This is a genomic window from Paenarthrobacter sp. 10N417 (assembly GCF_056394745.1).
This window is the reverse complement of sequence record NZ_JBFTIL010000001.1, coordinates 466,956-493,175: the sequence shown is the minus strand read 5'-3', so window position 1 is coordinate 493,175 and position 26,220 is coordinate 466,956. Positions and strand designations below refer to the sequence as shown.

The window sequence follows — 26,220 nt, the reverse complement described above, 5'->3', positions numbered from 1 at the left end:
ATAAATCCAAGCATTCCGGGCTACCTCGACGAGAACGAAAACCGTCACAATCGTTCCTACCACCTGATACAAGGCCTCCAGCGGCCCCAAACAAAGGACCCGCATCAAATTTGGCGCGTAAAGCTGGTTAGTGACCATCTCCGTCCGCTGATCTCGTTTCCGGCGGTTCAGGCTCTTCGCGTTCCAGGGGAAGACCTGCTGCGTGTCGCCGACGGTCCTCCCTTGCCTCCGCGTTGACTCGCCGTAGTCCCCGTGCGCCCTTGACCACGAACAGAGCCGCCGCAAGCAAGAGCAGGCCCACTAAGGCGATGGACCAATATGTGGAGGCGTCATTGATTTTTGGCTGTGTGACCCAGAAGAAGATGATCGTGATCAGCATGATGACGTTGGCGATGTTGTAAGGACCGAACATCGAGAGGACAGCGTTCCAAGTCGCTTTGCTCGAAAGGTTCCTCACGCGAGCTCCTTTCTTGTCAGAAGACCTCGTCGTCGCTGCTGCGCGTAACTGATGGTGCTCGTTTAGGCTACTGCGCTCTGGACTTGCGGCCCATCCAAAGGATGGCTCCCACGCAGACAGCCAATAGAGCGACGAAGATGATACGAACGCTTAGCTGTTCAGATAGGAACACCATTGCAATGCTTATTAGACCCAACGCGCCGAAAGTGAGCATCAACCCCTTCATTGTGTATATCCTTTGATTTAGTTGGTCGGACCTGAAAGTACTGTGCCGACGAGGCCAAGGACCTATGCGACGCTCGCGAACACAAAAAGAGTTGTCCCACTGACCAAGGGTCTCAGTGCTTGGCGTCATCGGTCTGCTGAGCGGGCCTAGGGTCAGACTCGAAAAGAAGCATTGGGATCAGGTTGGCAATCAACAGCAGGAGCATGCCGCTGATGCCAAAAACTCGGGGAGTGCCTATGGTAAAAGCCGCGAAAATACCTGAACCAAAAAGGGCCGCAACGAAGACCACCCATTTCCACAGCTTGGTACTAAGCACCTGCGGTGAGCGCTGTTTTCTACCTAGCTGCCAAGCGCGTACAAGCGTGTAAATCGCCATTAACGAAAAACCAAGCCAGAGGGCGTCCAGAGGACCGGCGCCAGGTTGGAGCGCCGCGACCACAATCAGAGCCAGACTACACAGCGACAGTACGGACGTTACAACTGATGCCAGGAGACGCTGGTTCCAGAACATACTCGTCCTCTCTGATCCGTATTTATACATCACCCAAAGCACGCAACGCCAGAGAAAATCCTGGCCTTCTCCGCGAACGGTCGCGTTGTCGGGCAGGCCGCCCGCGGACATAGAAGAAGCCCGCCGATGGGGGATCGACGGGCTTCCGCCCCAACGGTATGGGTGCGGATTACCAACATCAACTTGAACAAATGGCCAGCGATCGCCTGTTCTGGCCTGTGCGGACTCGCGCTGGATCAGTTGCTGAAAGTACGGGGCGGTGCCTACGGCTGCGGATCCCGGCTCTCGCTTGTCCGGATGACGAGTACTTTGAAGCCCTCGGGAATCAGTGCCTCGGCGGCTGCTTTGGCTTCGTCATATGTCTGGCCTCCGGCACTGACATGGTCCGGCGTGCCATCGGGGGCTTCTACGGTCAGGGCTACTATCGCGTTCACATTTTAGGTGGTTCCTGAGTGGCTTCGGGTGTGCCCACGAGACAGTGCTTATTTGGCGGGACACCGCCAAATAAGCAGGATGTAGTTCGGCGGTGTCCCTGTGGCCGACCGGGTGTACGCCATTTTTCCACCTCGGTCTGTGTTGCCTGATCCCAACAAGAAATTAGCCAGCTGCCACGCTTGTGTGTTGCTCAGACAAGCGAATTCGTAATGCAGTATTGCCACCTGATTGCAGCTGCGTTGGCCTTCTTAACTGGCATCCATGATTTTTCGTGAGGCGGGAGTTCCCTTCTTCCATCCCCGGGACCATTTCTCCTGATGGAATCGTGATAGGACAGCGGCTCGTGTCTGCGTTATTTTTCTGCTCGCCCGTCCTGGAGCCTCGCCCGGACAGCAACTACCTCCGCGGCCCTCTGTGAGCCAGACCCAACTTTGCCGGCCTCCAGGGACTTAGTTGCATCGTCATGACACTTCAAATTGTTCCAGGGATTTTGGCCACAGAATGACAAAATCATCTGAATCAATGCTCCTGTACGCTGCCCGGGCATCGGCCCATCGTGAGTGAGAACCCAGCGTCCTCATCGCATCCGCGAACGCTTCCAGCGGTCGTTCAGTATGGATGAAGATATTCATCTCGCCTGACCCAAAATCGTGCCCATCAACCAATCCATGCGCTTCCGGGAGTTCAGCCAGCAGAAGGTCTTCCATGGCGACAAGTTCGTAATAGCCAGCCTCAGTGCGACCTGGCCATTGCAACACGAGGATGTAATTCATGACTGCCTACCAAGGTACGGGGGCGGGCGGAGCCCCTTGTTGACTTGTACTTGCCATACCTATTGTGGCGGTGTCCGGGTGGTGCCGTCTGAGACCAGGGCCACTCTGATAGAAGCGGCTAGAAGCTCGATCGTCCCTAAGTCTCCTTCCAGGGTGTAGTGATTCCCGTCGATAACGAGGGTGTCAATGTTGCCATAGTCGATCGATCCGTCAGGGTCTTGTGACGGCCTGGAAGTGAGCTGTCCGGTCCAGTTCAGTTCGGTTACTCCCTCGAAGACCAGGACGCCCTGGCGGTAGCAGTATTGCTCGCCGGCCAGAGCTGGAGAGTAGGACGTATGTTCCGGGGCGAGGGCGAACTCCACAGTGATGGCTAGCAGACCGCGGCTGGCTCGAATGTCCAGCACATAGCTGTCGTCCAGGTAAAGACCCTTGAGTACCTCAACACCGGCATTTGCGGCCATTGGGGGACTCCCTTCAGTGTGTCTGCCGGACGTCCGGGGTCCAACGCGCCTAGAGACAGACAGATGGCACAGACAAAGCTATCCGATACTAAGTCCGGTCGCGGTTGGTCGTCGGCCATTGCCCAGCGTATTCGCGGCAGATAAGGTCAAGAAATCCCTCGTGCGCGTGGGGGATAACGGTTTGAGGGGGAGTACCGTGCGTCGCATAAGTTTTTCCATTGCCGCTCTTCTAGTCTTCTTCCTGGCTGCACCGGCAGTGGCCGCGCCGGCACGTGCCGACGACTCGTGGCACAACTTCATCCAGATCTGGTGGGACTGGGACGTGGTCTATTCTGATCTCCTGGTTGTGGAAGGCAACGGGGACCAGTGGGTCTATGAGGGCAAACCGAATTGGGAGACCCAGCTGCTCACCATCGGCCATACTGTGATTCCGGATGCTGATGCCCTCCTCCTGCCCGGCGACTGGGACGGTGATGGCTACGCCGACTGGCTGTATCGGCATGCCGACGGCGGACTGCACGTACGTGGAGGGCTGAAGGAGGGGCATGGATCTGCGTATATCTCCCAAATCGGGTGGGGATGGGACGTCATGACGGCGCTAACATCGCCTGGAGATTGGGATGGCGATGGGGCACCGGACGTTCTGGCCCGAGACAGTTCTGGTGCTCTTTGGACGTACCGTGGCGACGGAACCGGCGGCTGGATACCGGGCAGGACGCAGGTTGGTTGGGGATGGAACATCATGACGTCCATCTTCAGCGGCCACGACTTCAGCGGCGATGGCGTCCCCGACGTCATTGCCAGGGACACGAATGGAAACCTATGGCTTTACCCAGGCAACGGGACTGGAGGGTGGAAGCCGCGCCTTCAGATCGGGTGGGGCTGGACGGACATGGACTTGATGGTTGCTCCCGGCGATTTTGACTATGACGGCTACGGCGATGTCATAGCCAAGGACGGGGCTGGTGCCTTTTGGCTCTACCCGGGCAACGGCAGCGGAGGCTTCACTTTCGCCCGGCGCCAAATCGACATCATCCCATCCAAGCTGCTGGGATAAGCAAGACATATTTAGTGGCGCTCAGCTGGATCGTGAGTGGGGCGTGGCGCCAGTACTTACCCCGCTACCGGTATCAACATTCCTTTGAGGCGCAGATCCCGTGGAGCAAACTAAAAGTGAAACTCGAAGAGGTGCAGCACTATGGTGGTTAGTCGACGTCCGGGGAACTGGTGGCGCTCCAAGAGCTTGAATTGGAGACTTTTCCTCCTGGGCGCGATTCTTGGTGCATGTGGGGCCGTGGGGCTCAGCGCTTCGTACAACATAGGGCGCTTCAGTATCGCGTACGTTCCATGGGTCTTGTTTAATCTTTTCGTGTTCGAGATACCTACCATGGTGATTCTGGGCTTGGTCGTTGCAGCTGCAGTGCTCGTCGTCCTGCTTCGACTCCCGAAGGTGATGCCCCCAACAGTCTGGTTTCTGGTGGCTGGTATCGTCGTAATGCTGATGTCCGGCGCGCTCATTTATACGTATTACACGCTTTTTCCGCTGACATACGATCGCTGGGTGGCGGCTGCTGTCACTGGCCCCGTTGTTGGGAGTGCCTTCGCAGTAGCGGCGTATAGGTGGGCCAAAGTTGGTTCCAGAGATCAGGCATCACCCTCACGGCCACACATGGCGCCTTAGCGTAAGAGTAAGAGCCTTTGGAAACTGCTCAGATTGACGCTTCACCGTGGACTCTGTAACTACGTGCTGATCACGGCATATCCTGCGCATTAGTTAGATCGGACCTGATGAATACATCCATCGAACATCTCGTCGCGCTGCTGGCCAAAATGAACGATAGCGAGTTGGAAGCGACGTTCAATGAGTCCGAGCGGCAATTCGAAGTTGTCTTCACAGATGACCGAGGCGTTTCCCGCCAGTTCACAATGCCGATCGAACCGGAAGATTTGTGGAATCAAATACAAGTGCATGAGTCGGACAGGAGTGCTTTATGGCCCGAGGCTACTGTCGAGGAAGCCTCCTTGCGATTATTCAACGTGCACTTGCTGGAGGCAGTCATAATGGCGAAAGAGGGCGAGAACACTCTAGTAAAGGAACGCTGGGGAATCCGCGCGGTTCCATCGAGTCGATGACCAGGCTCTCGTTAGAAACACGCGACGAGGACAGGGTCTGCATCGTTCGAGCCAGATACGCCTCAGATCCGGCCAGCTCACTGCTGATCACATGCACAAAGGCCGGAATCGCCGCCGGAAACACTGAACACTGAGGAAAGAGTCTGCGTGGAGCCTCCTTGAGGACTATGTCGTACATGCAGAGATGGCGAAGGTCACCGAGGTTGCCGGAGGTGCCGACTACCCGATGCTGATCGACATAGCCAACACTCCAGTCAAGTGCGCCGCTCGTTGAACTAACCGCAACGCAGGAGGATCTCAACTTTCGCTTTCGGTTCGGTCTTGGGCGCATCTTCGGGCCATGGCAATTCCGCTGGGAACAGGTCATCGAGGTCTTCACTACTCGTGGATTTGTTCTCTAAGCGGATCCACATCCGCGGAGGCGACTTTGAGCTCTTTGTCTTTGCGCTCCCTCCCGAACCACTGCTTCTAAGTCTCGAGGAACTCGGATACCCGATGGACTGGATCTTGCGACGATGACCGCGCCGGTATGGGTTCAGCTGCCCGCGAACGCATCCTTTGCAGGGCCCTCCTATCGCGGCGGTAGACCTCTTCAGGGTGCCAATAGGAAAGCATCGTGAACATGCGTCCGATGAGGGCTCCCGTTACACCAGAAGTTGTCCATCGGCCCGCAAGCAATACCAAGGGAAGGGCACGGATAAAGCAGAGGTAACGACGACTGCAATGAAGCGCGGCGGGGCGACCCCATGGCTTGTGGCGTCGTCTGCGTTAATGGTCGTAATCGCGTGCCTTGTCTTCCGGGCAGCGGTCTCCTTGGTGGACCGACCATCACTTTGCCGCGCGTAGACACTGATAATTCCCCGATGCGTGTCCAAACAGCTTGCCGCAAAGCGGGTCCGGACATATTGTCTGAGCAGGATGAATCGGTGCGAAATCCTTGGGGGGAATGATGTCGCATGATTTTGGCTAGGCATCTTGGTCGTATTGGCATCGCTCTGGTTATGACCCTCTCTTTCTCCGTCGCTTCTGCCTGGGGCAGTAACGTCGCCGTGGCAGCTCCTGAGGTGAGCGACTGGCTCGAGGTTGGCGACTCCGCGTACGCGGTTGCCTATGACCCGACGACACGGACCCTCTTTGTGGGGGCCGATGGAGCTATCTCCGTTATGAAGGACGGCGTCCCGGTGGGCAAGATTGCCGTGGTTGCGGGGACCATGTCGGTAAACCCTCTGACGCACACGCTGTACGCGCTCGACTCAACACACAACACTGTCGCGGTCATCGACGGGACAACGGTGACGGCCACCATTCCAATTCCTGAGGGGTCGCAGGATCTGGCACTGGACCCAGGTGCCGGAAAGGTCTACATCGCCAACGGAATGGCGGGTGTGACTGTCATTGAGGGGGATAAAGTCACTGGCACGATCGCCTTGAAGGATGAGGGATATGTGTGGTCGATCGCCGTGGACACCTCCACGCACGCAGTGTATGCAGGGAACTATTCCAAGGCTGCGGTTTCGGTCATTGTTGATGGCGTCGTCACGAAAACCATCCCGGCGGCCAGTGGTTGGTCGATTGCTGTCGATTCGGTGACCCATGACGTCTATGTGCCGGCTGAGTTCCACAGGAAAGTCGTGGTAATCAACGGGGGCACGGTGGTGCGCACGATTGATGTTCCGTTGTTTCCCCGGGACGTTGCGGTGGATTCCTCAACTCACACCGCGTACGTCACAAGTCCCGGTCCCCACCTGGTGTCCGTAATTCATGGCAGCGCGGTGTCCTCTGCTGTCTCGTTCCACAGCCCTGGTCGACCTGTGGTGGATCCGGTATCACACTCTGTCTATGTCCCCTCGCCGGTCGGCGCAGTGGCTGTCATCCGGGACCCTTCCAACCGGGACTTCAGCTCGGACGGTCGAACTGACGTTTTGGCCCGTGACGGCAACGGTGCCCTCTGGCTGTACCCCACGAATGGTTCCAGCGGCTGGCTTGCCCCGCAACGGGTCGGCCAGGGATGGGACCCAATGACAGCCATCGTCGCCGGTGGTGATTTCAACACGGACGGACGCGCGGACGTGCTGGCCCGGGACACTTCCGGGTTGTTTTGGTTGTATCCGGGGGATGGGGATGGCGGCTGGCTTCCACGTGTCCAGGTCGGGCAAGGCTGGCAGTCGATGACGGCTCTTTTCGGTGCTGGGGACTTCGACGGCGATGGCTTCCCTGACGTACTGGCCCGGGACCCCGGGGGTGTGCTGTGGCTATATCCAGGCGACGGGACCGGCGGCTGGTTCTCCAGGATCAAGGTTGGTCAGGGCTGGAACGGCATGACGACGGTCCTTGGCGCCGGTGACCTGAACGCGGACGAGGAACCTGATGTCCTGGCCAGGGACTCTGCAGGGCTGCTGTGGGTGTACCCCGGCGACGGCTCCGGAGGTTGGCTTCCACGGTTCCAGTCAGGGCAGGGCTGGAACGTCATGAGCGCCATCACCGCACCCGGTGACTTCACGGGTGACGGTAGGCCGGACGTGCTCGCAAGGGATAATGACGGCTTGCTGTGGCTTTATCCGGAAGCCGGTGACTACGGCTGGATGCCACGAGTCCAGGTAGGTCAGGGCTGGAATGTCATGAACCCCATCGTTTAGTGCCGCGCCCTACGTTCCTCCAAACTTGTCCGGGCGTATGCAAGCGATAGTGGAATGGTCAGCGAGCATGAGCGCCCAATCCAATGGTGTTGGGATGCTTGCAGAATGGCTATTTCCTGAATTGAAAGTGTAGTCATCGGTCGCGGAGCTGCAAGGTAAGGAAACGGGGTAGGCACTGCCTATGTTCGAGCCAGGAGCATCGAGCTTCGTACGTCGAATCAATTGTTCATAATTGAGGAGAATGGTTCTTGGGAATTGATCATTTAAACGGGCGATCCAGATAATGACCGTAAGTACATCCTTCGGAAGTACCAATGACGACCCCCCATGACACCGTCCCAAACGGTCCTGGGTGTAGGGACGTCGTAGCGATGAGATCGGATCTATTATTGGGTCCACATAAATCCACCGGTTCAGATCAGGTAGGCACGTGAAAATCGACGAAATCAGCAAACAGTATGCCGTTCATCTGGGGGTTGATGGTTCTCTGCTTGATGAACTCAAAGCTGACGCGCGTCTACTCGGCATGATGGTTTTCGAACTTGACCTCTCGGGACTTTCGGACGTTACAGCCCTCTGCCAGTACCTCGAAACAGAGTTTATGTACCCTCACAGGACCGCAGGACTCGATGCAGCAATTGACCTGATCTCGGACCTTGAATGGTTTGGGAGCACACAAGGCTACTTGGTATCCGTTCGCGGGGCCAATGATTCCTCACCCATCGCGGGTGACTTCATATCAATGTTTCCCAATATCCTCGATCGTTGGCGCACCGTAGATGTCCCTTTCGTCATCGCGATAGAACAAAAGAGCGATCGCCTAAAAGCTGCGCTGGCAGACGCCAATGAATTTATGGAGCGTGCTGGCCGTCTGCCTCGGGCGCAGCCTGGGATTGGTCCTGTTGGCGTTGTCGTCCGTCCAACGGAACTTGGACCGAAGATGTCCTGATTCTTGAGGGCAGCGTGTCTCACGGACCTGTTCCAGGCTTGGTAGCTTGAACTCGTTCCGGATTCGTTCCCAGAGCTGGTCCGGGACGGGCTGGCGGTAAATGTCACTTCGCACTAACTGATGGATTCGAGTTGCCACACGGTGGCCAGGGGCTCACGGCGAAGGGTGAACGTGTGGAGCTGTTCATGGGCTCCAGATGGTCGGGCCTGGACCTGCCAGTACTCAACGCTGACAAGATCACCGGTGTCGGCGGCGGCCCGGTCCCGGCTTTCCCACCAGGCGTCCCTGGCGAACCAGTGCGCTGTGTGGATGTCGGGGTCGACCATCCAGATACGGCCGTCGTACCTGATGGCCAGGGGTGTTCCGTCGGGGCTGAACCGTACAGCGACTTCATGGCCGGTCGTGGGTGTTTCAGGCGCAATGGTCATGGTGTTCCTTTCAATTTCGTGAGCTGCCGGTCAGGCGGCTTTGACGAGGGGGAGCTCATCCCAGTGGGTGGTGTATCTGGGGGAGAGCATGTCGCGTTTCATGGTCCAGTCCGGGCCGCCTTTGATGCCGGCGTGGCCCAGTCCAATAGCGCCGCGGCCGTAGCGTTTGGCTACGTCCTCCAGCAGGGTCCCGATGCCGCGTTCTTCGTGCGGGTTCTCGAATAGTTCCAGGGGCTTCTGATTGCCGGTCGGCCGGAGGTCGGTGACCATGATGCCGGCGCGAACATACTTCACTCCTTCGTGGACCTGGGGGAGCAGCGCGTGGGCTGCCCTGGTCAGCAACACCGGATCCGCCGTGGGCATCGGCAGCGCCAGGCACACAGTAGGGAAGGACTTATCGTTGGGGTTGAAGTGCGAAGTCGCGGCGAATGCCGTGAGCACTTTGGCTTGCAGGTCGTGTTTGGCCAGGCGGGCACTGGCCATCTGTGCGTAGACGCTCATGACCTGCCGCAAACCGGCAGCCGTAGTGATGGGCGTGGAGAAGGACCTCGAGAAGATCAGCTGGTCACGGCCGATGCGCTCTTCCTCCATGGGAATGCACGGTGTTCCCTGCAACTCCAGCACGGTACGCATCATTACGATGGAGAACTTGTCCCGGATCGCCACAGGATTAGCTTGGGTGAGGTCCAAGATGGAGAAAATCCCCATCGCGTTCAGGCGTTTGGTCAGCCGTGTGGCCACGCCCCAGATTTCAATGACCGACAGTTTCGCCATCAGCGCTTCGCGCTGATCCACGGGTACAGACTCCCAGCGGCAGACGCCGTCGAAGGCGGGGTTGTTCTTGGCCCATTTGTTGCAAAGTTTGGCCAGGGTCTTGGTGGGCGTGCCCACGCACACTGGCACGCCGACATGGCGCCGACAGGCGGCTTTTATCGTCCGGCCCAGGGCCAGCAGCTCATCGGGCTCGCCTTTGACGCCTAGGAACGCCTCATCGATCGAGTACACCTCCAGCCAGGCTGAGTAGCGGCCCAGCAGCTCCATCACCCGGGCGGAAATGTCCCCGTACAACTCGTAATTGCTGGACAGGGCCACCAGTCCCCATTCCTTGGCCCGGGGCCTGAGCTTGAACCACGGCTCACCAATGGGAACGCCGAGCTTCTTGGCTTCCGGAGAGCGGGTTACTGCGCAGCCATCGTTGTTGGAGTTCTGTGGCCTGTCTGGTTATGTGGCCTCAACCGCGACGTGATGGGCGTTGGCGGCCGGTTCGCAGGCTGAACCGGTGTTCCGTGGCACATAACGCTGGTTGGGGCGATGGTGGTTACTTCATTTTCTTTGACGAGAAAGGAAGTTGCCATGTTGGAGGAGTATTTCGCCAAGCCGTCCACTGTCGATCGGCTCCGACGCTCATGGATGGGCGCGGAGATTGAGACGTACGTTGATTGGCTTGCCGCGCACCAGTACAGGGACCGGTACATCTGGTCCCGCGTCCCGGTGATCTTCGCGTTCGGTGAGTTCGCAGGCGCGCGTGGGGTCACTCGCGTTGAGGAGTTGCCTGCGCAGGTGGACGCCTTCGTTGAGCATCGGGTAGCGCTTCACGACGAGCACACGGGCTCGACTCGGTCGATGGCTAACGAAGTCCGGGGCCCGGTGGAGCACATGCTGGCGGTGGTCTTGGCCGGTTACAAGCCGACGGGTCGGAGCCGGAATCTGCATCCGTTCGCCGACACTGTCCCGGGTTTCTTCGACTATCTTGTCCAGGAGCGTGGCCTGCGCCCGCTCACGATACGCGGTTACCGTATCCACCTGGATCACTTAGAAACCTACCTGCGCCAGATCGGTGTGAAGTCCGTGCAGGAGCTCTCCCCGGCGATCCTGAGTGCCTTCCTCGTGGAGCGCGCCGGGACCGGGCTGGCAAAAACCACACTGCGTGATGAGGCCGGCTCGCTGAAGGTTTTCCTGCGCTACGCACATCGTCAGGGACTCCTTTCCAGAGACCTGAGTCCGGCTGTCGGATGGCCACAGGTTTACCGGCTATCGGACATTCCGCGGTCCATTTCCTGGGCGGACGTCAATGAGGTTCTGGCCAGCGTTGACCGCCGGACCGAGACGGGCAGGCGCGACTATGCCATCTTGTTGTTGCTGGTCACCTACGGGCTGCGCGGCCGGGAAGTCGCTGCACTGACCCTCGATGACATCGACTGGAAGCATGAACGTCTGGCGGTTCCCGAACGCAAGGCAGGACACTCAACGGCGTTTCCCCTCTCCGCCGTGGTCGGCGAGGCTCTCGTTGACTACCTCCAGCATGGGCGGCCAACAACTAGTGATCGGCACGTCTTCATTCGTGCCGTGGCGCCCCGCCAGCCGCTCAGCGCGGCCGCGGTTTCCTCCTGCGCCCGCTTTTATCTGCTCAAGGCCGGCATCAACGTCCGACGGCCCGGGTCGCACACCTTGCGCCACTCGGCCGTGCAGCGCCTCGTCGATGCGAACTTTGCCCTGAAGACCATCGGCGACTTCGTCGGGCATCGCTCGACGCGTTCCACCGAGGTCTATGCCAAAGTCGCGGTCGAAGCGCTGCGCGAAGTCGCCCTTGGTGACGGTGAGGCGGCGCTGAAATGAGCGCGGACCTGGCTGCCGCCGTGGCGGACTTCCTAGCCTACAAACGGGCATTGGGCAGAAAATACCTGACCGAGGAAGCTACGCTGCACCTGCTCGTGGGCTTCGCCGAACAGCACGAGGCGACCGATCTGGCCGAACTCACCCCGAGCCTGCTTGATGAGTTTGTTGCCTCCAGGCCACGAGAACGGTCACGTAGTTTCAACCACCTCACTGGAGTAACCGGAAGTTTCCTTGACTGGGCTCGCGCCCAGCAACGCCTGGATACAACATTTCATTGGCGTGGAGAGCACCGCCGCGAGACGGACCGCCGACTGCCTTTCCTGTTTGACCCCTCCCAGGCCCGTCAGCTGCTCAAAGCCGCAGCTGCCCTTCCTGATTACTCCCGGGCCACCGGCCGTGGCCCGACCTACCACGCCATCTTTGCCTTGTGCTACGGTCTCGGACTCAGAGTCGGGGAGGCCTGCAACCTGCATCTGGAGGATATTGATACCGCCAGGCAGCTCCTGATCGTGCATGGCGGCAAATTCGGCAAGAGCCGACTGGTCCCCTTCGGTCCCCGGATCGGGGAGCTGCTCGCGCTCCAACTCAAGCGCCGCCGCGAGCAAGGAGGAGCCGAGCAGGCTCCGTTGTTCACTTTTGACGGCCGGCGCTGCCTCAACCCGTGCGGTGTGAGCGAAACGTTCAGCCGACTCACCGCAGAGCTGGCGTTCCCTGTTCCTCAGGGCACCAGCGCACCCCGCCTGCACTGCCTGCGTCATTCTTTCGCCGTCGGATGCCTGCTGCGCTGGTATCGCGAAGGCCTGGACCCGTCGACGAAGCTCATCCAACTTTCAACGTTTATGGGCCATGTCAGTCCCGCCTCGACAGCTGTATACCTGACCATCACCCCGGAACTCCTGTCTGAGGCCAGCCGCAGGTTCGAAACATACGCCAAACCCACCTGGTCGGAGAAAAAGCCATGACCGGAAAACAACAACTGGGACAACTGGTCCACTCCTTCTTCATCGACCAGCTCACCACCGTCAAGGGCTTCCGCCCTTCTTCACTGCACAGCTACAGTGACACCATCCGACTGTTACTGTGCTTCGTGGCCCAGCAAAAAAGAACAAAAATCACCAGACTAGCCCTTGAGGACCTGAGCTTCGAGAACGTCCTCGGCTTCCTTCGCTATCTCGAAAACGACCGCCACAACCACACCAGAACCCGCAACCAACGCCTGGCAGCCCTGCACACCTTTTTCGAATACATCGCCAGCCGGGAACCAACGATGCTCGAAACCTGCCAACGGGTGGCAGCCATTCCCACGAAACGGGTGGCACCTGCAGAGACGCACTTCCTCGAACGCGACGAGATGGAGTCGCTGCTTCGGCACCTGCCATCCACCGGCCGCCTCGCGCAGCGGGATCACACCCTCATCCTGTTCCTCTACAACACCGGAGCGCGGGCACAGGAAGTCGCGGAACTGCGCGCCGGAAACCTCGAACTCGGCGACCGGGCCCTCGTCCGGCTCCACGGGAAGGGAGACAAATGGCGGACCTGCCCGCTCTGGGATCAGACCGCGAAACTTCTCACTGCACTGCTGGATTCTCTGGGGCGGCCACCTGCCCCAGACTCCCCGGTCTTCTGTTCAGCAACCGGTGAAGCGCTCACCCGCTTCGGTATCTACAAGGTCGTGCGGCGCCTCTCCGGACACCTCGATAACCCTGGCACACACCGGACGGTCAGCCCGCACGTCTTCCGCCACACTGCAGCGATGCACCTCCTTGAATCCGGAGTCGAAATCAACGTGATCCGCGATTGGCTCGGGCACGCTGACCTGACAACCACCAACCGCTACGCAGAAATCAACACCAAGACGAAGATGGAGGCCCTTCGGGCAACCGAGCCGTCCGATGCTTCAGCGGCACACCGCCCCATCCCCGTCTGGAGATCCGATGAAACTTTGCTCAACTGGCTATCAAACCTCTGATGGTTATGTGGCCAGTAGGGCCGTGATCTGATGCAATATCACCACGCCACATCCGCTTGGCCCGGGGAGACTTGTTTCACTTTAGTTGACCCAACTGCGCATTTCCGGGGCGATGTGGGTTCAACTTAATCGAGACGGGACACCTCTCCCTCATGGCGGAACTGTTTCGATTAGGGTGTACCACGGATCTGCTAATTCGCGCCTTGAGACTCGGAGCGGGACAAATTCCGCGCGTTGGCTATGATGCATTCAACTACGCGCGAAAGCACTGCAAATGACACGCATCTTGATCTATGTGTATCTCTTCCTCTTGGGCTATGGCCTCAGCTGGGCCGGGCGACACCGCATGGCCATCAAACCGGGCGGAAAGGGCGAGATCGGCTTCGAGGCAGTCCACCTTGCGGTCCTTGTCACCGCCGCAGCGATCACTTTTGCCCTGCCTCCGATGACGTCCTACCAGGGGCTACCCGCACTTGCGTACGCTGCCTTCACGGCCCTAACGGTTTCGCTCGTAATTTACGGCCTAAAACCGCTGCGCCTGGAACACCAAGACCGACAGAGCAGAGAAGTAGCGGAAAGATCCAGACTGTCCTCGGCAAAATGGCCGCAATCGGTGGCCTGGGGAGCCGGACACGGACTCGCAATCATATACATTGCTTCGATTGCACAATATATGTTCCCCTGACAAACACATTGCTTTCAGGGAAATACCGCATTCCCATGCCACGACGGGTCTCGCGGACTCAGGCCACATAACCAGACAGGCCACAGAACTCCAATTATGTTCCGGGGAACATAATTGGAGAGCACAACGAGGGGTCTACCCTCCAACGCGGGATTAAAGACACGCTCGGCTGAGGCGTAGAAGCAGTTCACGTCCACGTGCGCTATCTCCTGCATGCGGCGCATGACGGCGGGCTTAGACATCGCGGCCGCCGATCGCTCGCTTAACGCAATAGCGTCGCTTACACATGGTGCAGGCACCTGGTGGCGACGCCCCAGATTGTCAGGTCCGAGAGCGCTGGAACCTTGATATCGGGGAAGTTCGGGTTGTCGGCCTGCAGGATGACACCGTGGGCGGTGATCCTCAGCCGCTTGATGGTCAGCTCGCCATCAAGTACAGCCACGACCACGGAACCGTCCTTGGGTTCCAGTGCGCGGTCGACGATCAGCTCGTCGCCGTCGCTGATTCCGGCCTGCTCCATGGACTGGCCGGTGACCCTGACGATAAAGGTGCTGGTCACGTCCTTGATCAGGTGTTCGTTTAGATCGATCCGCCCGTCGAAGTAGTCCTGGGCCGGCGAGGGGTAGCCTGCAGCCACCGCAACTGGTGCCAGCAACACCTTCACCAGAGAGAGTCCCGCATCTATCACACGGGGGCCAACTATCACGCCCACAACACACCTTTATTCGAATATATGTTCGATAGTTCAGTGTACTGCCGAGCTGCGACATAGTAAGCACCCACCACGTTGCAGCGGGTGTCCGTTGATCCGGGAGGTGAGTGACCGGCCAGCTGGAGGTGACCGTCCACGCCGTCGTTGGCCAGGAAGCGCGACACCCGTCTCTGACAGACAGATTCTGAAAGAAATGTAACAAATTCTTCAAAACTAGTGACTTTGGTTTGTTTGTAACGCATCATGGAATCAGCCGTTCCCGAGGACGCGAGCGGCACCAACAAGAAGGGAGCGCAGATGACGCGCTTTGTTGATGTACACAACATGATCAGCTGGGTCAGATCCCAGGGTCCGGAGACGATCATCAAAGATCTGATCCACTACATGGAGGAGGACTTCCGCCGATGGGCGCGGTTCGATAAGACGCCCCGGGTAGCGAGTCATACCCCGTACGGCGTTATAGAACTCATGCCCACCAGCGATCATGAGACCTACGGATTCAAATATGTGAACGGGCACCCTTCCAATCCTGCACGCGGCTACCAAACCGTCACGGCATTCGGCGTCCTCGCAGATGTCCAGAACGGCTATCCAACGTTCCTTGCAGAAATGACGATCCTTACCGCGCTGCGCACCGCCGCCACGTCCGCCATGGTTGCGAAGGCACTGGCTCGACCGGATTCCAGGGTCATGGCCATGATTGGAACCGGCAGCCAGGCAGAATTCCAGGCACTGGCCATGAGAACAGCATTGGGCGTGGCGAAGCTGCGCGTTTGGGACACCGATCCTGCCGCAGTGAAGAAGTTCATCCGCAACATGGTTCCGCTTGGATTCGAAATATATGTTGCTGCATCTGCTCTGGAAGCGGTTCAGGGCGCCGACGTGATCACGACGTGCACGGCAGACAAAGCCCAAGCCACGATCCTCAGCGTTCAGCACGTTGCTCCTGGCGTCCATCTCAATGCGATTGGCGGAGATTGCCCCGGAAAGACGGAACTGGATCCGTTGATCCTGGAGATGGGTGACGTCTTTGTCGAGTACGAGGGACAGACGCGGATCGAAGGTGAAATCCAGCAGATGCCGGCCGACTTCGCCGTTACCGAATTCTGGAAGGTCCTCCTCGGCGCCGCACCTGGGCGTACATCAGAAGATCAAGTCACCATCTTCGACTCCGTCGGATTTGCCGTGGAAGACTTCTCGGCCCTGCGTTATGTACGGGACTCCGTGGACGGTTCCGAGTTCTTTGAAGATATCGATCTCGTCGCCAATCCCGACGATCCAAAAGACCTGTTCGGTCTTGTCGGTGCCTTGTCCCCGGTTGGGTAGGGGACTAACTCCACCACCAAATGTATCCAGATATGACTCCCAAACCCGGACCAAAATCCCCATCTCCCACGGAGCGCTATGTCCACCTCAATCAAGCCCCACTTACGTTCCTCCCTACTCCTTTCAGCAGCTACGCTCATGGCCATCTCGATGGTGAGCTGTACCGTTCCCACCGGCGAAGGCGGTGACTCCGGGGCATCCGGAGAGACCATCACGCTCGGTCTGTTGGCCCCACTCACAGGTGTGGCTGCTGCCGATGGCAAGCTCATGGAACAGGGTGCACGACTCGCGGTCGACGAAATCAATGCCAAGGGCGGCATCGATGGCCGAAAGGTTGAACTCAAAGCCCTTGACGTACGGGACCAGAAGTCGGATGCGGTCTCGGCCGCTGTGACACAACTGACCTCAGACCCCGATGTTGCCGCCGTAGTCACCGGTTACGCCAGCACGACGAACTTCGAAATCGATCAGCTCGCAGAAGCCGGGATTCCGTACCTGCTCAGCGGCAACAGCGGCCAAACGCAGGAGATCATTTCCAAGAATCCCGAAAAGTACCCCGGTGTTTGGTCCCTTGCCCCTTCATACGAGGGGTATAGCACTGGAATTCCTGAACAATTGGATGCATGGAACGCCGATGGCACGTTCCCGCTCACTAACCGCCGGGTCTACATCATCTCCAGCGACAATGCATATTCCAATGGCATAGCGTCAGGTCTGGACAAGAACTTCAAGGCAAAAGGCTGGGAAGTCACCGGTCCTGACACTGTTCCGTTTGGGGAAGTGGACGACTGGACCACGCAGATCACCAAAATCCGGCAGGTCGATCCGGCTGTAATCATCAACCTCGACTACCTGACTGCAAATGCGTCAAAGTTCCTCACCCAATTCCGCCAGAACCCCACGAAGTCACTGGTGTTTTCGCAATACGCCCCCAGCGTCCCGGAGTTCACTGAGCTTGCAGGGAAGAACGCTGATGGCGTGCTTTACAACCTGCCGTTTGCCCCGTTGCCGGCATTGCCCGAAACCAAAGACCTTACCCGGAAGCTTACGGAGACATACCAGAACGAACCGAGCCTTTATAGCTATGGCCTCTACGAACAGGTCCATCTGTGGGCCGACGCCGTCAAGGAAGTCGGGGATCCCGACAAACGAGACGAAGTCGGAGCTGCACTGGGCAAGCTGGACAAACAAACCACCCTCGGGCGTGTCCATTTTGATCCAACAACCCATCTGGCGGTAGCCGGCAAGGACGGTATCCCGATGACGTACTACCAAATCCAAAACGGCAAACGCCTGAACATCGCTCCCGAAGAGTTCGCCGACGGCAAGTTCCAGAGGCCCGAGTGGATGAAATGAGGATCGCCAAGTCACCAGTCCCCGGCACGTCTACAGGGCACCTCCTGGAAGTACGGCAGGTGAGTCGACACTTCGGGGGATTCGTGGCATTGGACGACGTCACGCTGAATGTTCACGAGGGGGAGATCCTGGGAATTGCCGGTCCCAACGGTGCGGGAAAAAGTACTCTCTTCAACCTGATCTCCGGGGTGCCGTTCGGCCCGACAGGCGGAGAGATCTTCTTTGACGGTACGCGGATTGACAGGCTTCCCGCGCACAGAATCGCTCGTTCGGGAATGCGTCGAACCTTCCAGGCGGAACAGCTGTTCCCGTCGTTGAGCGTTTCGGACAACATCGCCGTGGCCAACCACTACCTCGGCGGGCGGCGCACCAAAGGGGACGTGGAAACTGCCTTGGAGACAGTCGGAATCACCAAGTACAGAGATGATCCGGCGGCGGACATACCACTGCTGGCAAAAAAGAAGCTAATGATCGCGAGCGCCCTCGTCTCACAGCCGCGGCTCTTGATGCTGGATGAACCAGCCGGGGGACTCAACGATGAAGATCAGGCCGAACTAATCCTGCTTTTGCGGGAGCTTCAGAAGGGCGGCCTGACGCTGCTGATCATTGAGCATGTACTCAGTCTGATCCGCGATCTGGCCAAACGGATGGTCATCATGTCATCCGGCGAAGTCCTGGTTGAAGGAACCCCCGACGCCGTTCTTTCGGATCCGCGGGTCATGGAGGCATATCTGGGGAAGGCCGCAGCATGAACGCCGATCAGGAGACCGCCAGCCCACTGCTCCGCGTCAGTGACCTGGCGGCCGGATATGGACGCCTGCCTGTCGTCAGATCACTTTCCATGGAGGTCGCCCCGGGTGAAGCCCTGGCCTTGTTGGGTCCCAACGGTCATGGAAAAACGACCGCCCTGCGCGCCATCTCAGGCCTTGGCAGGATCTCTTCGGGTCAGATTGTCTTCGATGGCAGCGATATCACCGGGATGCCCGCCCATAAGGTAGTCAACCAGGGAATGATGCATGTGCCCCAAGGCAATCAGCTCTTTCCCAGGCTCACCGTCAGGGAGAACCTGGCCTTGGCAGGTGGGATCCCGGCAGCCAGGGGCCAGCGGGAAGAGACTCTTGAAATGGTCCAGGGACTGTTTCCCAAGCTCCTGCAACGTCGAGGGCAGCTTGTGGGCACGCTGTCCGGAGGCGAACGTCAAATGGTGGCCATCGGAATGGGCCTTATGGCCAAGCCCAAGCTTCTGGTGCTGGATGAACCAACTCTCGGGCTGGCACCCAAGATCCGGTACGAAATCCTTGACACACTTCACGAAGTCCGCCGACTGGGCCTATCCCTGATAGTCGCCGATGGCGACATTGAGTTCCTTTTCGAACTCGCGGACCGGTGGCATCTTGTGGAGCTCGGGCGGATCGTCTCCAGCGGGACCACCGACATCAAGCCCAGTCACGAGGAAGTCATGGATATGTACGTCGGCTCCCACCCGTCATCCGCTACCAACGACATTGAGGGAGACAAGCATGTCTGACGCGCTCCTTTCCATCCTCGTCTCAGCCCTCGTGCTCGGGTCACTGTACTCATTGATGGCAAGCGGACTGTCCCTCATTTGGTCCACGCTGGGGGTCTTCAACTACGCTCACGGCGCGCTCCTGCTGCTGGGCGCGTACCTTATCTGGACGTTCTCAGAGAAGGTCGGGCTCCCGGTACTTCTCGCTTTCGCGGCTGCGATTCCCTTGCTGGCCTTACTGGGTATGCTCCTGGACCTCGTCGCGGTCCGGCCGTTCATCAGCAGGGCAAACGGAACTCTCTTGGTCATGGTTTCGACCCTCGCCATCGCCAACGCCGTCGAAGGTGCTGCACAACTAATCTGGGGACCACAGAACAAGCAGATAAAGGCCGTGAGCACCTCAACATTTGCCTTGGGCGACGTAAAAATCGCAAGCTCCACCCTCCTTGCCCTGGCCCTGGCATTAGTTCTAGTCGTAGGACTGATTACGTTGCTGCGCAAGACGAAGTGGGGGATGGCCGTCCGGGCAGTGGAACAAAACCGGGACATGGCAATGCTCGTCGGAATCAGGCCAGCGCCATATACGCCGGCGTATTTGCGGTGGCGTCAATACTGGCCTGCGCCGCTGCCTTCGTCTACGGAACGACCACCACCATTACGCCCACCAAGGGATTTGAACCCCTGCTGACTGCCTTTGTCGTCCTGGTCTTCGGCGGGTCGGCGACTTTGTGGGGAACCTTGGTCGGCGCCTTCACCATAGGCCTGTTGGAGGCGGGCACAACGTACTGGCTCGGTCTGCAATGGAGCCCTGTAGCCGTATTCCTCGTGCTGGTCCTCATTATGCTGGTCCGCCCCCAAGGTCTCGTGAAAGGACGTTCGTGATGAACATTCTTGGATCCCTCAAGCGCTTCGCGACGTGGCCGTTGCTCTTGCTTGCCGCCGCCTTGCTGCCGTATGTCGTCATCAGCGGCTCTGCACGCCTGCTGGCCGCGACAGCGCTCATTTACGCCCTGCTCGCGGCCAGCTGGAACCTGACGCTGGGTATCGGCGGTATCTTCAACTTCGCACACGTTGGCTTCTTCGGGGTCGGTGGCTACGCGATGGCCGTTGCCACAGTGACATGGGATATGAATCCATGGCTTGGGCTCATACTGGCAACCGTTGCCGGTGGGCTGGCTGGTGCCCTGGCCTATATCCCGGTGATACGCATGCGAGGCATTTACATCGCACTTATCACCTTCGTCTTCGTGCAGCTCTGCTACTACCTGGTGTTGGCCATTCCCGGAATCACCGGCGGATCCAGCGGACTGACAGGCGTACCTGCCCTGAGCGTTGGGGATTTTTCCTTCGCAAAGTACTCGGGATTGGGCTATTTATGGTTGCTCGGCGGAGCAGTGGTCCTGCTCCTGGTTCTGCTCCGGACCGCCCTGAGCAGACCGTTCGGCAAGAGCCTCATCGCGCTGCGCGACAATGAAAACCTTGCCGTGAGCCGCGGAATGAACCGCATAAGGCAGCATCTCCTGGCCTTCATCCTCAGCGGAGCAGTCGCCGGCGTCACAGGAGCCCTTTATGTTGCGTACTTCCGCGTTGCGGACGTCACACTCTTCAGTTTCGGATTCGTCACCCTTGGCTTGAGCATGATCTTCCTCGGCGGTACCGGCCACATCTGGGGTCCGGTCCTGGGGGCATTGATAGTCACCGTCATCGACCGCCAAGTCACTGGCCTTGGGCCTGTGCGTGCGATCATCATCGGCGTTGGAACCCTTCTGGTTCTCATTTTCCTTCCACGCGGCATTTCCGGGCTCTTCGAAGACGTATGGACCAGAGCGCGGAGGCTACTTCCAGGAAACCCGAACAAATCCGCCCATAGAGCACTCCAAAAACCCGCAAGCCGGACTATGGAAGTCGAGGAGACCACGCATGTCCATTGATGCCACTGCCCGGGCAGAGCAGAACCAGCGAAAGGCGGTCCTGGACGCTGTGGATCGTCTGGCGCCCAGGATCGTGCAGTCCGTCGCCGACGCAGTCAGGATCCCGAGCATAAACCCCAAGTATCCCGGTCAGGACTACCAGAAGCTTGTGGGCGGTGAGGGTGAGGTGAGCGCGCTCATGAACGATCTTCATCGCGAAGCAGGAGCCTCCACGGAACTCGTCACAGTTGAGAAAGGCCGGGACAATGCTTGCGGGCGGATTGCCGGAACGGGCGGTGGCCGCTCGCTGCTGCTCAACGGGCACGTCGATGTTGTGCCACCCAACCGGGAAGGTCTTTGGGATCACGCGCCGTTCTCCGGGTTGATTACCGATGACGCGGTTCATGGCAGGGGAGCTACGGATAACAAAGCCGGCACAGTCGCCACGGCATATGCTGCCATCGCATTAGCCACCGCAGGAATCCGGCTCAAAGGAGACCTCGTACTGCAGGCGGTCGTCGGAGAAGAAATCGGTGACCACCTCTCGGGTACAACGGCAGCCTTACAGGCGGGATACGGGGCCGATGCCGCAATCGTCTGCGAACCGTCGAACTTCTCGGACGCAGCCCCCAATCTGGTTCCCACCACGCCGGGGCTGCTGTGGTTCTCGCTGTCTCTTGTCGGCAAAGCTGCGCACTCCGGACTGCGGGGTCTTACCATTCATCCAACCCTTGACGGCGAAGCTCTGGGCGTTAATACCATCGATAAGTTCTGGATCATTTATCACGCCTTGCGGCAGTTGGAAGATACTTGGGCGCGGCGTGACAGGCACCCCCTGTTCCAGCCGGGCTACTTCAATCTCTTGCCCGGGGTGATCCGTGGAAACCCGGAGGGCGTCCTGGTCCCGTTCTTCCTCGCCGACACGCTCACAGTCGAATACTGCGTCTACCATCATCCTGAGCGAAGCAACGACGAAGTCATCGACGAGATCGAACGAACCGTGCGTCAAGCTTGTGCCAACGATGCCTGGCTGAGCGCCCACCGACCCGAATTCGACTGGAAGCTCCTGTGGCCGCCGTACACCGCGCCGGCCAGCCATGAACTTATCCCCGCGGTCATGAAGGCCCACAGTGATTCAGTCGGCGGGTTTGGCTTGGCCACCCCTCCTGAACAAGAGGGGTTCCTCGGTGTCTGCGATCTCACATGGATGCATGCCCAAGGCATCGACGGGCTCGTTTACGGTCCTGGGGTTGGCCGAACCGCGCACGCGGAAAACGAGTATGTGCCAATCCACCAGATCATTACGGCAGTAAAGACGTACGCCCTATCTGCAATGGACTATTGCGGCGTCTCGGGTACTGAATCCAACATCAATCCACCCACGACCGCCCGGAGGCGCCCGTGAACACCCCCGATATCTTCGTTGCTACCTGCGATCTCGCTGGTCAGGTCAAAGGACGAGGCGCACCCGGCGAAGCCTACAGCTCTGTCCTTCGCTCCGGACTGGGCTGGGTGCCGGCCAACCTTGGCATTTCGGCTTTCGGCAGCATTGCGCCGGGCAGCGCCTTCGGTTCAACCGGCGACCTGCGCCTTATGCCGGACGAGGCCACGGAAATCACCGTGGCCGATGGCCCCAAAGAGGCCGGACTCAGGATTCTGCTCGCCGACCAAACACAACCTGACGGAACCGACTGGGATTGCTGTCCCAGGACCTTCCTGCGCCGGGCCATCAGCGACTTTCGAGAGCAAACGGGCCTGCGCGTTATCGCCACGTTCGAACACGAGTTCGTTGTGGAGGGCCTGCCTCAATCGGCTCCGTTTTCCTTGCGCAGGCACCTGGACGCCGATCCGTTCGGAATGGACCTGCTGCGTCTCTTGACGGATTGTGGTCTCGCACCCGAGAACTGGTTGCCCGAATACGGGGCGAACCAGTTTGAAATCACGGTGGAACCGAGCGACCCCCTCACTGCAGCAGACAGGGCGGTACTCGTGCGCGAATTGGTCCGCGATTTGGCAATCCGACGCGGCCTCAGAGCTTCCTTCGCACCGCTTCAGGAACCAAACGGTACCGGTACCGGCGTCCATGTCCACATTAGTTTGGTCGACGACGGCGGTACTCCGGTTCTGTTCGACGCCGCCCGTCCGGGGCGCCTATCCGAAGTTGGATCAAGATTCAGCGCAGGAATCCTGCGTCACGCCGAAGCGCTGACGGCCTGGACAGCGCCAAGCCCGGTTTCCTTCATGCGCCTGGCGCCGGATCGATGGAGTGTAGGGGGAATATTCCTGGCGGAACGAAACAGGGAGGCTCTTCTACGAATCTGCCCGACCAGTTCGGCAGGTGGATCTGCTCCGGACCACCAGTTCAATCTTGAGTACAGGGCAGCGGATGCAACTGCCAACCCGTGGCTCACGCTTGGTGTCCTCCTCCGGGCCGGTCTTGCCGGAATCGTAGGCGGCGACGAGTACCCCGAACCAGACATTTTCCCGGAGAGGGCAGACCCGGCTGAAGTGAACGACGTACCTCGACTGCCTCGTACACTCGAGGACGCACTCCTGGCGTTGGAAAAGGACCAGAGCGTGACGTCGTGGTTCCATCCTGATTTGTTGGCAACGTATTTGGCGGTCAAGCGGCATGAGCTCGCCCATGTGGCCACACTCGACGATGCTGGCCGAGTCAAAGCGGTATCTGATGTCTACTAATTCCGTAGAACATCTCCTGTCCACCATCGAGGAAATCCCCTTGGTGGACCACCATGTCCATGGAGCGTTGAAGGACGACGTTGACCGATCCTCGCTGGAGGAACTGCTGACGGAGTCGGACAGGCCCATTCCTGAATGGATGACGCAATTCGATTCGCAGTTGGGATTCGCGATTCGTCGTTGGTGTGCGCCGTTGCTGGGCCTTCCTGCACATGCGAGTGCCGACGAGTACTTTGAACGGCGTATGGGGCTCGGGACGTCGGAAGTAACCTCTCGCCTGCTCAAGTCTGCGGGGATAGGTCATTTCCTGGTCGAGACTGGATATCGCGGTGATCAAATCCACGGCCTTTCGGGGATGGAGCGCATCAGCTCAGCCGCGGTAGGTGAGGTTGTCAGACTCGAATCCGTAGCTGAATCTTTGGCGTGGGAAGGCGTATCAGCCGCCGATTTCGCTAACGCCTATACGGCCCGACTAGCCTTGGCAACGGAGAACGCGGTCGGAGTCAAGAGCATCATCGCCTACCGACACGGGTTCGACTTTGATCCAATCAGGCCCTCCAAAGAAGAAGTAGTGAAAGCGGCTGCGTCCTGGCTCCGTCTGGTAGCAGCGGGCTACTCGCTCCGTGTTTCGGATCCTGTGCTTTTGCGCTTCTTTCTCTGGTCGGGTGTCGACCGTGGCCTGCCCATTCAAATGCACACTGGATACGGCGATCCCGACTTGCGTCTGGAGGCCTGCGACCCGTTGCTGCTGGTTCCCTGGTTGAAGCTGATTGAATCATTGAAGGTGGATGTACTCCTTCTCCACTGCTACCCGTTCCATCGTCACGCAGGCTATCTTGCGCAGGTATTTCCACACGTCTACTTCGATGTTGGGCTCGGGACCAACTACACAGGCGTTCAGTCTCTGGAACTGATCAAAGAGTCTTTCGAATTGGCACCGTTCTCCAAAATCCTGTTTTCAACGGATGCATGGGGGCCTCCGGAACTCCATTACCTCGGGGCGCGACTATGGCGCGAAGGAATGGGCAAGGTCCTGGGGGCTTGGGTTCGCGACGGGGACTGGGCTGAGGAGGATGCCATTCGAGTGGTTCACATGGTCGGAAGGGATAACGCGGTGCGCGTCTATGAGCTGGGGGAGAAGTGAACTCTGAACTGTTTGAAGTGCTCAGGAGACGCATTGACCAGGAAATTCCGCGTGCAATAGAACTGCGCCACAAATTGCACAGCATGCCGGATTTGTCCGGTTCCGAGGGACCGACCCTTGATCTGGTCTTGAATGCCTTGCCTGGCGACCTGCAAACCAGGTTTGTGGCCGGAACAGGGGCAGTACTGCGAATTGGCGGGCCCGGCAAGGCGATTGCTATCCGGGCTGAGCTGGATGCGCTGCCGGCGTTGGAAGATTCCGAAGTCGATTGGGCTTCCCAAAGGCCGGGTGTCATGCACGCTTGTGGCCATGATATCCATCTGGCTGCCGTCGTTGCCTTGGCCAGGGCTGTCCACTCAACACCGGGCGCAGCTCCCATGGCACTGGTCTTGCAACCCAGGGAAGAAACGTACCCGTCCGGGGCAAAGGACATCTGCGCAACAGGGATACTGACGGAGCAAGAGGTGAGTGCCACAGTCGCGGCCCATGTTCAGCCGCTGCTACCCGGAGGGACAGTGGCGTGCACACCGGGGGCCGTGAATGCCTCATCGGACGAGTTCATCATCAACGTTCACGGTAGGGGTGGACACGCTGCCTACCCGCACATTGCAGCGGATCCTGTCCTGGCGCTATCCCACGTTGTGGTCTCTTTGCAAAACATCGTGAGCCGGAACGTGGATCCCATGGATTCGGTCGTTCTCACCATTGCTACCCTTCAGGCTGGTACCGCGGCCAATGTCATACCGGGTACTGCCGCTGCCCGGGGAACTGTCCGCACCATGGCCACGCCAGTGAGGGAGGAAGTGCTGCGGCGTCTTGCCGAGACAGTCCACCTGATTGCCGCTGCGCACGGCTGCAGCGGCGAAGTCAGCGTCACCGAAGGCGAACCCGTCCTGGAAAATGATGCGCACATCGTTAAGGCGACTGCTCCTCTACTGCTGGCTCTGGGCTTGGAAGTGGACAGCAATCTCAGGTCGGCAGGCTCCGACGATTTTTCGTATTTTTCGGAAAGAATGCCTTCATTGATGATGTTCGTGGGTACCAGCGGAACCGGGGAACGGTTGCACTCAAGCACTTTCGTGCCCCATGACTCTCACGTCCATGATGTAGCTCATGCGCTCCTGGCTGGATACGTTGGCGCCGCCAGGACGTTACTGCCCGTCCATGACCTGCCCTTGGTCGCTGCCCCAACAAGCTGACGGCAGGCACCGGTCAACCCGTTCTGGGTTTCCTGATTGAATGGGGATAAAAGCGGGGAGTTCACACTAACTTCCAGCTTTGCCGTC

26 protein-coding genes and 2 pseudogenes are annotated in these 26,220 nt (G+C 58.9%); 19 read left to right on the top strand and 9 right to left on the bottom strand.

Going from position 1 to position 26,220, the window contains the following annotated elements:
* Nucleotides 1-127: 127 nt before the first annotated feature.
* The 5 genes from AC1DCM_RS02070 to AC1DCM_RS02050 form a co-directional block, all read right to left on the bottom strand.
* Nucleotides 128-457, bottom strand: a complete 330-nt coding sequence (locus AC1DCM_RS02070) for a hypothetical protein (RefSeq protein WP_442017492.1) — start codon at nucleotides 455-457, stop codon at nucleotides 128-130.
* Between the two features lie 338 nt (nucleotides 458-795).
* Nucleotides 796-1,194, bottom strand: a complete 399-nt coding sequence (locus AC1DCM_RS02065) for a hypothetical protein (protein WP_442017491.1) — start codon at nucleotides 1,192-1,194, stop codon at nucleotides 796-798.
* Between the two features lie 263 nt (nucleotides 1,195-1,457).
* The gene (locus tag AC1DCM_RS02060; protein ID WP_477517115.1) at nucleotides 1,458-1,628 is read right to left on the bottom strand and encodes a hypothetical protein; all 171 of its coding nucleotides are present in this window, start codon (nucleotides 1,626-1,628) and stop codon (nucleotides 1,458-1,460) included.
* A 462-nt stretch (nucleotides 1,629-2,090) separates the two neighbouring features.
* Nucleotides 2,091-2,402, bottom strand: a complete 312-nt coding sequence (locus tag AC1DCM_RS02055) for a hypothetical protein (protein ID WP_442017489.1) — start codon at nucleotides 2,400-2,402, stop codon at nucleotides 2,091-2,093.
* A 59-nt stretch (nucleotides 2,403-2,461) separates the two neighbouring features.
* Nucleotides 2,462-2,863 carry a hypothetical protein gene (locus tag AC1DCM_RS02050; RefSeq protein WP_442017488.1) on the bottom strand — a complete coding sequence of 134 codons (402 nt, stop codon included), beginning with the start codon at nucleotides 2,861-2,863 and terminating at the stop codon, nucleotides 2,462-2,464.
* 196 nt (nucleotides 2,864-3,059) lie between these two features.
* On the opposite strand from AC1DCM_RS02050, the gene AC1DCM_RS02045 reads away from it, so the two are divergent.
* From AC1DCM_RS02045 to AC1DCM_RS02025, 5 genes are all read left to right on the top strand, one after another.
* A complete protein-coding gene (locus tag AC1DCM_RS02045; RefSeq protein WP_442017487.1) occupies nucleotides 3,060-3,920 on the top strand; it encodes an FG-GAP repeat domain-containing protein in 861 nt (286 codons plus the stop codon).
* 312 nt (nucleotides 3,921-4,232) lie between these two features.
* The gene (locus AC1DCM_RS02040; protein ID WP_477517114.1) at nucleotides 4,233-4,544 is read left to right on the top strand and encodes a hypothetical protein; all 312 of its coding nucleotides are present in this window, start codon (nucleotides 4,233-4,235) and stop codon (nucleotides 4,542-4,544) included.
* Between the two features lie 107 nt (nucleotides 4,545-4,651).
* Nucleotides 4,652-4,996: a hypothetical protein gene (locus tag AC1DCM_RS02035; RefSeq protein WP_477517113.1), complete on the top strand. Its 345-nt coding sequence runs from the start codon at nucleotides 4,652-4,654 to the stop codon at nucleotides 4,994-4,996.
* 956 nt (nucleotides 4,997-5,952) lie between these two features.
* A complete protein-coding gene (locus tag AC1DCM_RS02030; RefSeq protein ID WP_477517112.1) occupies nucleotides 5,953-7,632 on the top strand; it encodes an FG-GAP-like repeat-containing protein in 1,680 nt (559 codons plus the stop codon).
* A 430-nt stretch (nucleotides 7,633-8,062) separates the two neighbouring features.
* The gene (locus AC1DCM_RS02025) at nucleotides 8,063-8,581 is read left to right on the top strand and encodes a barstar family protein (protein WP_477517111.1); all 519 of its coding nucleotides are present in this window, start codon (nucleotides 8,063-8,065) and stop codon (nucleotides 8,579-8,581) included.
* A gap of 113 nt (nucleotides 8,582-8,694) precedes the next feature.
* Here AC1DCM_RS02025 and AC1DCM_RS02020 read toward each other — a convergent pair whose 3' ends face one another.
* Both AC1DCM_RS02020 and AC1DCM_RS02015 read right to left on the bottom strand, forming a co-directional pair.
* Nucleotides 8,695-9,009: a hypothetical protein gene (locus AC1DCM_RS02020; protein ID WP_477517110.1), complete on the bottom strand. Its 315-nt coding sequence runs from the start codon at nucleotides 9,007-9,009 to the stop codon at nucleotides 8,695-8,697.
* 30 nt (nucleotides 9,010-9,039) lie between these two features.
* Nucleotides 9,040-10,212, bottom strand: a pseudogene (locus AC1DCM_RS02015) (Y-family DNA polymerase); the annotation flags it as partial.
* Between the two features lie 150 nt (nucleotides 10,213-10,362).
* Between AC1DCM_RS02015 and AC1DCM_RS02010 the strand changes: the two are divergent.
* From AC1DCM_RS02010 to AC1DCM_RS01995, 4 genes are all read left to right on the top strand, one after another.
* The gene (locus tag AC1DCM_RS02010) at nucleotides 10,363-11,625 is read left to right on the top strand and encodes a site-specific integrase (protein ID WP_477517109.1); all 1,263 of its coding nucleotides are present in this window, start codon (nucleotides 10,363-10,365) and stop codon (nucleotides 11,623-11,625) included.
* Nucleotides 11,622-12,587, top strand: coding sequence for a tyrosine-type recombinase/integrase (locus AC1DCM_RS02005; protein WP_477517108.1), 966 nt, complete (start codon nucleotides 11,622-11,624; stop codon nucleotides 12,585-12,587). The genes AC1DCM_RS02010 and AC1DCM_RS02005 overlap by 4 nt, the downstream gene beginning before the upstream one ends.
* On the top strand, nucleotides 12,584-13,594 hold the full coding sequence (locus AC1DCM_RS02000; RefSeq protein ID WP_477517107.1) for a tyrosine-type recombinase/integrase: 1,011 nt from the start codon (nucleotides 12,584-12,586) through the stop codon (nucleotides 13,592-13,594). The genes AC1DCM_RS02005 and AC1DCM_RS02000 overlap by 4 nt, the downstream gene beginning before the upstream one ends.
* A gap of 274 nt (nucleotides 13,595-13,868) precedes the next feature.
* The gene (locus tag AC1DCM_RS01995; protein ID WP_477517106.1) at nucleotides 13,869-14,279 is read left to right on the top strand and encodes a hypothetical protein; all 411 of its coding nucleotides are present in this window, start codon (nucleotides 13,869-13,871) and stop codon (nucleotides 14,277-14,279) included.
* A gap of 113 nt (nucleotides 14,280-14,392) precedes the next feature.
* Here AC1DCM_RS01995 and AC1DCM_RS01990 read toward each other — a convergent pair.
* A pseudogene (locus AC1DCM_RS01990) lies at nucleotides 14,393-14,521 on the bottom strand (Y-family DNA polymerase); the annotation flags it as partial.
* 38 nt (nucleotides 14,522-14,559) lie between these two features.
* A complete protein-coding gene (locus AC1DCM_RS01985; RefSeq protein ID WP_477517105.1) occupies nucleotides 14,560-14,991 on the bottom strand; it encodes a LexA family protein in 432 nt (143 codons plus the stop codon).
* A 297-nt stretch (nucleotides 14,992-15,288) separates the two neighbouring features.
* Here AC1DCM_RS01985 and AC1DCM_RS01980 point away from each other — a divergent pair, with 297 nt between their 5' ends.
* The 10 genes from AC1DCM_RS01980 to AC1DCM_RS01935 all read left to right on the top strand — a co-directional run bounded on the left by AC1DCM_RS01980 (nucleotide 15,289) and on the right by AC1DCM_RS01935 (nucleotide 26,133).
* Complete coding sequence (locus tag AC1DCM_RS01980) at nucleotides 15,289-16,317, top strand: ornithine cyclodeaminase (RefSeq protein WP_477517166.1); 1,029 nt, start codon at nucleotides 15,289-15,291, stop codon at nucleotides 16,315-16,317.
* A gap of 78 nt (nucleotides 16,318-16,395) precedes the next feature.
* Entirely contained in the window at nucleotides 16,396-17,673 is a 1,278-nt protein-coding gene (locus tag AC1DCM_RS01975; protein ID WP_477517104.1) for an ABC transporter substrate-binding protein, read from the top strand.
* Entirely contained in the window at nucleotides 17,670-18,425 is a 756-nt protein-coding gene (locus AC1DCM_RS01970; RefSeq protein WP_477517103.1) for an ABC transporter ATP-binding protein, read from the top strand. Before AC1DCM_RS01975 ends, AC1DCM_RS01970 begins: the two co-directional genes overlap by 4 nt.
* Nucleotides 18,422-19,201 carry an ABC transporter ATP-binding protein gene (locus AC1DCM_RS01965; protein ID WP_477517102.1) on the top strand — a complete coding sequence of 260 codons (780 nt, stop codon included), beginning with the start codon at nucleotides 18,422-18,424 and terminating at the stop codon, nucleotides 19,199-19,201. Before AC1DCM_RS01970 ends, AC1DCM_RS01965 begins: the two co-directional genes overlap by 4 nt.
* Nucleotides 19,194-19,868: a branched-chain amino acid ABC transporter permease gene (locus tag AC1DCM_RS01960; RefSeq protein WP_477517101.1), complete on the top strand. Its 675-nt coding sequence runs from the start codon at nucleotides 19,194-19,196 to the stop codon at nucleotides 19,866-19,868. Before AC1DCM_RS01965 ends, AC1DCM_RS01960 begins: the two co-directional genes overlap by 8 nt.
* 193 nt (nucleotides 19,869-20,061) lie before the next feature.
* Nucleotides 20,062-21,111, top strand: coding sequence for a branched-chain amino acid ABC transporter permease (locus AC1DCM_RS01955; RefSeq protein ID WP_477517100.1), 1,050 nt, complete (start codon nucleotides 20,062-20,064; stop codon nucleotides 21,109-21,111).
* A complete protein-coding gene (locus tag AC1DCM_RS01950) occupies nucleotides 21,101-22,495 on the top strand; it encodes a M20 family metallopeptidase (RefSeq protein ID WP_477517099.1) in 1,395 nt (464 codons plus the stop codon). Before AC1DCM_RS01955 ends, AC1DCM_RS01950 begins: the two co-directional genes overlap by 11 nt.
* Nucleotides 22,492-23,790: a type I glutamate--ammonia ligase gene (locus AC1DCM_RS01945; RefSeq protein ID WP_477517098.1), complete on the top strand. Its 1,299-nt coding sequence runs from the start codon at nucleotides 22,492-22,494 to the stop codon at nucleotides 23,788-23,790. Before AC1DCM_RS01950 ends, AC1DCM_RS01945 begins: the two co-directional genes overlap by 4 nt.
* Nucleotides 23,780-24,934 (top strand): amidohydrolase family protein, encoded by a 1,155-nt coding sequence (locus AC1DCM_RS01940; protein ID WP_477517097.1) that lies wholly within the window; start codon nucleotides 23,780-23,782, stop codon nucleotides 24,932-24,934. Before AC1DCM_RS01945 ends, AC1DCM_RS01940 begins: the two co-directional genes overlap by 11 nt.
* Nucleotides 24,931-26,133 carry a M20 metallopeptidase family protein gene (locus AC1DCM_RS01935; protein ID WP_477517096.1) on the top strand — a complete coding sequence of 401 codons (1,203 nt, stop codon included), beginning with the start codon at nucleotides 24,931-24,933 and terminating at the stop codon, nucleotides 26,131-26,133. Before AC1DCM_RS01940 ends, AC1DCM_RS01935 begins: the two co-directional genes overlap by 4 nt.
* Nucleotides 26,134-26,220 lie beyond the last annotated feature (87 nt).

Excerpts from the sequence above, each read along its gene's own strand:
- AC1DCM_RS02065 (WP_442017491.1), bottom strand. The coding sequence starts at position 1,194 with ATGTTCTGGAACCAGCGTCTCCTGGCATCAGTTGTAACGTCCGTACTG.
- AC1DCM_RS02055 (WP_442017489.1), bottom strand. The coding sequence starts at position 2,402 with ATGAATTACATCCTCGTGTTGCAATGGCCAGGTCGCACTGAGGCTGGC.
- AC1DCM_RS02050 (WP_442017488.1), bottom strand. The coding sequence starts at position 2,863 with ATGGCCGCAAATGCCGGTGTTGAGGTACTCAAGGGTCTTTACCTGGAC.
- AC1DCM_RS02035 (WP_477517113.1), top strand. The coding sequence starts at position 4,652 with ATGAATACATCCATCGAACATCTCGTCGCGCTGCTGGCCAAAATGAAC.
- AC1DCM_RS02030 (WP_477517112.1), top strand. The coding sequence starts at position 5,953 with ATGATTTTGGCTAGGCATCTTGGTCGTATTGGCATCGCTCTGGTTATG.
- AC1DCM_RS02020 (WP_477517110.1), bottom strand. The coding sequence starts at position 9,009 with ATGACCATTGCGCCTGAAACACCCACGACCGGCCATGAAGTCGCTGTA.
- AC1DCM_RS02010 (WP_477517109.1), top strand. The coding sequence starts at position 10,363 with ATGTTGGAGGAGTATTTCGCCAAGCCGTCCACTGTCGATCGGCTCCGA.
- AC1DCM_RS02005 (WP_477517108.1), top strand. The coding sequence starts at position 11,622 with ATGAGCGCGGACCTGGCTGCCGCCGTGGCGGACTTCCTAGCCTACAAA.
- AC1DCM_RS02000 (WP_477517107.1), top strand. The coding sequence starts at position 12,584 with ATGACCGGAAAACAACAACTGGGACAACTGGTCCACTCCTTCTTCATC.
- AC1DCM_RS01995 (WP_477517106.1), top strand. The coding sequence starts at position 13,869 with ATGACACGCATCTTGATCTATGTGTATCTCTTCCTCTTGGGCTATGGC.
- AC1DCM_RS01980 (WP_477517166.1), top strand. The coding sequence starts at position 15,289 with ATGACGCGCTTTGTTGATGTACACAACATGATCAGCTGGGTCAGATCC.
- AC1DCM_RS01975 (WP_477517104.1), top strand. The coding sequence starts at position 16,396 with ATGTCCACCTCAATCAAGCCCCACTTACGTTCCTCCCTACTCCTTTCA.
- AC1DCM_RS01970 (WP_477517103.1), top strand. The coding sequence starts at position 17,670 with ATGAGGATCGCCAAGTCACCAGTCCCCGGCACGTCTACAGGGCACCTC.
- AC1DCM_RS01965 (WP_477517102.1), top strand. The coding sequence starts at position 18,422 with ATGAACGCCGATCAGGAGACCGCCAGCCCACTGCTCCGCGTCAGTGAC.
- AC1DCM_RS01960 (WP_477517101.1), top strand. The coding sequence starts at position 19,194 with ATGTCTGACGCGCTCCTTTCCATCCTCGTCTCAGCCCTCGTGCTCGGG.
- AC1DCM_RS01955 (WP_477517100.1), top strand. The coding sequence starts at position 20,062 with ATGAACATTCTTGGATCCCTCAAGCGCTTCGCGACGTGGCCGTTGCTC.
- AC1DCM_RS01950 (WP_477517099.1), top strand. The coding sequence starts at position 21,101 with ATGTCCATTGATGCCACTGCCCGGGCAGAGCAGAACCAGCGAAAGGCG.
- AC1DCM_RS01940 (WP_477517097.1), top strand. The coding sequence starts at position 23,780 with ATGTCTACTAATTCCGTAGAACATCTCCTGTCCACCATCGAGGAAATC.